This window comes from Stappia sp. TSB10P1A (assembly GCF_900185725.1).
Lineage (GTDB): Bacteria > Pseudomonadota > Alphaproteobacteria > Rhizobiales > Stappiaceae > Stappia.
The window spans coordinates 1-3,865 of sequence record NZ_FYAU01000057.1; the positions used below are offsets into that span (position 1 = coordinate 1).

The following is a 3,865-nucleotide window of genomic DNA, read 5'->3' on the forward strand; positions in this document are numbered from 1 at the left end:
GTTGGCGAGTATCGATTGTTGGCGGGTCGTGGGGCTGTTTGGTTGGCGCTGAACGACGCGGATGTTCTGCGTCGTTGCATTCCCGGCTGCGAGGAGCTTGAGCAGGTTTCGGACCGGGAGATGACGGCGACGGTCGTTGCGAAGATCGGTCCCGTGAAGGCGACGTTCAAGGGCGCGGTGACGCTTGAGAACCTGAACCCGCCCGAGAGCTACACGATTGTCGGCGAGGGCAAGGGCGGGGTTGCCGGCTTTGCCAAGGGGTCGGCGGATGTGTCGCTGGTCGAGGAGGGGGCGGAGACGGTTCTGCGCTATGCGGTGAAGGCGCAGGTCGGCGGCAAGCTGGCGCAGCTCGGCAGCCGCTTGATCGTGTCGACGTCGCGCAAGATGGCGGACGAGTTCTTCGGCAAGTTCAAGGAGATCGTCGAGGGCGGCGGGGCCGGGCAGGAGGGTGTCGGCGCTGTCGATCTCGACGAGCCGGATGCGGGCGAGATCGAGGCGGCGAAGAGCGAGGCGCTGTCGCGGCTTCCCGAGGAGGTCGGCGAGGCGGTCTCTGATGCGATCTCTGGCGCGGTGCACGAGGTGGAAGAGCGGGTCGCGAAGGCGGCACGCGAGGTCGAGACCGAGGTCGAGACGGCGGCGGGCCGGGGCTTTCTCGGCGGCCCGATGGTGTGGGGGCTTGCGGCGCTGGCGGTTGTGATCGTGATCCTGGCGCTGACACGGTGAAGTTGGCGCGCTGAGGTTGGCACGCTGATCTGGGCGCGCTGTTGCGCCGAGGGTCCGGCAGGCGGCGGCGGTTGATCTGGTCTCGGCGCGCGTTCGGGTACACGGGTTGGGGCACACGGGTTTGGGCAGGTGCGCTCGGGCAGGTGTCCGGGGTGCCGGGTTTGGGCAAACGGTTTGCAGATGCGGGTTCCGCCCCGAGCGGGGAGTGACGGGATCTTGTTGTGGAACGAGGGAGGATTTGCATGGCCGAAGTGAGCATGGTCGTGAACGGCCGGACGGTGACGCGGGTGGTCGAGGACCGGACGCTGCTGGTTGAGTTCCTGCGCGAGGGTCTGGGGCTGACGGGGACGCATGTGGGCTGCGACACGTCGCAATGCGGGGCCTGCGTGGTGCATGTGGACGGCAAGGCGGTGAAGTCCTGCACGATGCTTGCGGCGCAGGCGTCGGGGTCTGAGGTGACGACGATCGAGGGTCTTGCGTCCGGGGGCGAGCTGCACCCGGTGCAGGCGGCGTTCAAGGAGCATCACGGGCTGCAATGCGGCTTCTGTACGCCGGGGATGATCATGGCGGCGGTGGACATGATCGCGCGCCATGGCGGGGGCCTCCTGGACGAGGCGACGATCCGGGCCGAGCTTGAGGGCAATATCTGCCGCTGCACGGGCTACCACAACATCGTCAAGGCGATCGCGGCGGCGAGCGCGACGATGGCGGGGATGAAGACGGCGGCCGAGTAGGCGCGAACAGGGCGCCGGCGGGCCACCGGCCGGGCCACAGGACAGGCCACCGGACGGGGTTTGAGGCGCCGCCGTCCAGGCAAGGGGCCTGCCGCCGTTCGGGGGACGGCGATGCGGCGGGCCTGCCGGGAGATTGTTCGAAGCGAACTGTTCGAAGCGATTGGCACGTCGAAGCGATCGACATGAGGAACGCATGCAGGGCGGGTGCCGGGCGGGAGGATGCCGGGCATCGCGGGCCTTGCGAGGGAGGACGAGATGGCAGGTTCGGTTGAAGGTATCGGCGCGCGGGTTCAGCGGCGCGAGGACAAGCGGTTCATCACCGGCAAGGGCCGCTACACGGACGACATGACGGTGGCGGGGATGGCGCATGCGGTGTTCGTGCGCTCGCCGCATGCGCATGCGAGGGTGGTGTCGATCGGGGCGGATGCGGCCCGCGCGATGCCGGGGGTGATCGCGGTCCTCAGCGGCCATGAGCTGGTCGCGGACGGGGTCGGCAACCTGATCTGCGGCTGGATGATCCACTCCAAGGACGGCAGCCCGATGAAGATGGGCGCCTGGCGGGCGCTGGAGAGCGAGCATGTGCGCCATGTCGGCCAGGCGGTGGCGGTGGTGATCGCCGAGACGCGGGCACAGGCGCGCGATGCGGCCGATGCGGTGGAGGTGGAATACGAGCCGCTTCCCGCGGTGGTCGATGCGCTGGAGGCGCTGAAGGACGGGGCGCCGCAACTGCACGAGGAAGCGCCGGGCAACCTGATCTACGACTGGGAGATCGGCGATGCTGCGGCGACCGAGGCGGCCTTCGCCTCGGCAGCGCATGTGACGCGGATGGAGATCCGCAACAACCGCCTGGTGCCGAACCCGATGGAGCCGCGCGCAGCGCTGGCCCAGTACGACGCGGCGGAGGAGCACTACACGCTGTGGACGACCTCGCAGAACCCGCATGTGGCGCGGCTCGTGCTGTCGGCCTTCTACAACATCGCGCCGGAGCACAAGCTCAGGGTGATCGCACCGGATGTGGGCGGCGGCTTCGGGTCGAAGATCTATATCTATCCGGAAGAGATGGTGTGCCTGTGGGCGTCGAAGAAGACCGGCGTTCCGGTGAAGTGGACATGCGAGCGCACGGAGGCGTTCCTGACGGACGCGCATGGGCGCGACCACTACTCGCAGGCCGAGATGGCGCTGGACGGGCAGAACCGGATCACCGGGCTGCGGGTGAAGACGGTGGCGAACCTTGGCGCCTATATGTCGCTGTTCTCCTCGTCGGTGCCGACCTATCTCTACGCGACGCTTCTGTCCGGCCAGTATGCGATCCCGGCGATCCACTGCAACGTGAAGACGGTCTACACCAACACGGTGCCGGTGGATGCCTATCGCGGGGCGGGGCGGCCCGAGGCGACCTATCTGCTTGAGCGGATGATGGAGACGGCGGCGCGCGAGGTTGGGATGGACCCGGCCGAGTTCCGGCGGGCGAACTTCATCCGGAGCTTCCCGCATCAGACGCCGGTGATCATGTGCTACGACGCGGGCGACTACGATGCCTCGCTGGAGGCGGCGCTGTCGGCGATCGACTATGCCGGCTTTGCGGGGCGCAAGGCGGAGGCGGCGCGGCGGGGCAAGCTGCGCGGCATCGGCCTGTCCTGCTATATCGAGGCCTGCGGCATCGCGCCGAGCCAGGCGGTCGGTTCGCTGGGAGCGGGTGTCGGCTTGTGGGAATCGGCGGAAGTCAGGGTGAACCCGGTCGGCACGATCGAGGTTCTGACGGGCTCGCACAGCCACGGCCAGGGCCACGAGACGACCTTCGCGCAACTGGTGGCGGAGCGGTTCGGCGTCGGTCTCGACACGGTGGCGATCGTGCATGGCGACACGGACAAGGTGCAGTTCGGCATGGGCACCTACGGCTCGCGCTCGGGCGCGGTCGGCATGTCGGCGATCGTCAAGGCGCTGGACAAGGTGGAGGCGAAGGCGAAGCGGATCGCCGCGCATCTGCTGGAGGCCTCGGAAGGGGACATCGCGCTGGAGGGCGGCACGTTCAAGGTGGCCGGCACGGACAAGGAACTGCCGTTCTTCCAGGTGGCGCTTGCCGCCTATACGGCGCACAACCTTCCCGCCGGCATGGAGCCGGGCCTGAAGGAGGGGGCGTTCTACGACCCGACCAACTTCACCTTCCCGGCCGGAACCTATGTGTGCGAAGTGGAGGTGGACCCGGAGACGGGCAAGGTCGAGATCGTCGACTTCGTTGCGGCGGACGACTTCGGGACGATCATCAACCCGATGATCGTGGAAGGCCAGGTGCATGGCGGATTGACGCAGGGCATCGGCCAGGCGCTGCTGGAGAACGCGTCCTATGACGCGGACGGCCAGCTCCTGTCGGCGTCCTACATGGACTACACGATGCCGCGGGCGGACGA

Annotated in this window: 3 protein-coding genes; all 3 read left to right on the forward strand. The window is 68.1% G+C overall.

Features of this window, described 5'->3' with window-relative positions; translation table 11 throughout:
* Nucleotides 1-723: carbon monoxide dehydrogenase subunit G (locus TSB10P1A_RS23405; RefSeq protein ID WP_186390383.1), on the forward strand; the 723-nt coding region annotated here is incomplete at its 5' end.
* Between the two features lie 242 nt (nucleotides 724-965).
* Complete coding sequence (locus tag TSB10P1A_RS23410) at nucleotides 966-1,457, forward strand: (2Fe-2S)-binding protein (protein WP_208987200.1); 492 nt, start codon at nucleotides 966-968, stop codon at nucleotides 1,455-1,457.
* Between the two features lie 255 nt (nucleotides 1,458-1,712).
* Nucleotides 1,713-3,865 (forward strand): xanthine dehydrogenase family protein molybdopterin-binding subunit (locus TSB10P1A_RS23415; protein ID WP_186390384.1); only part of this gene is annotated, 2,153 nt, incomplete at its 3' end.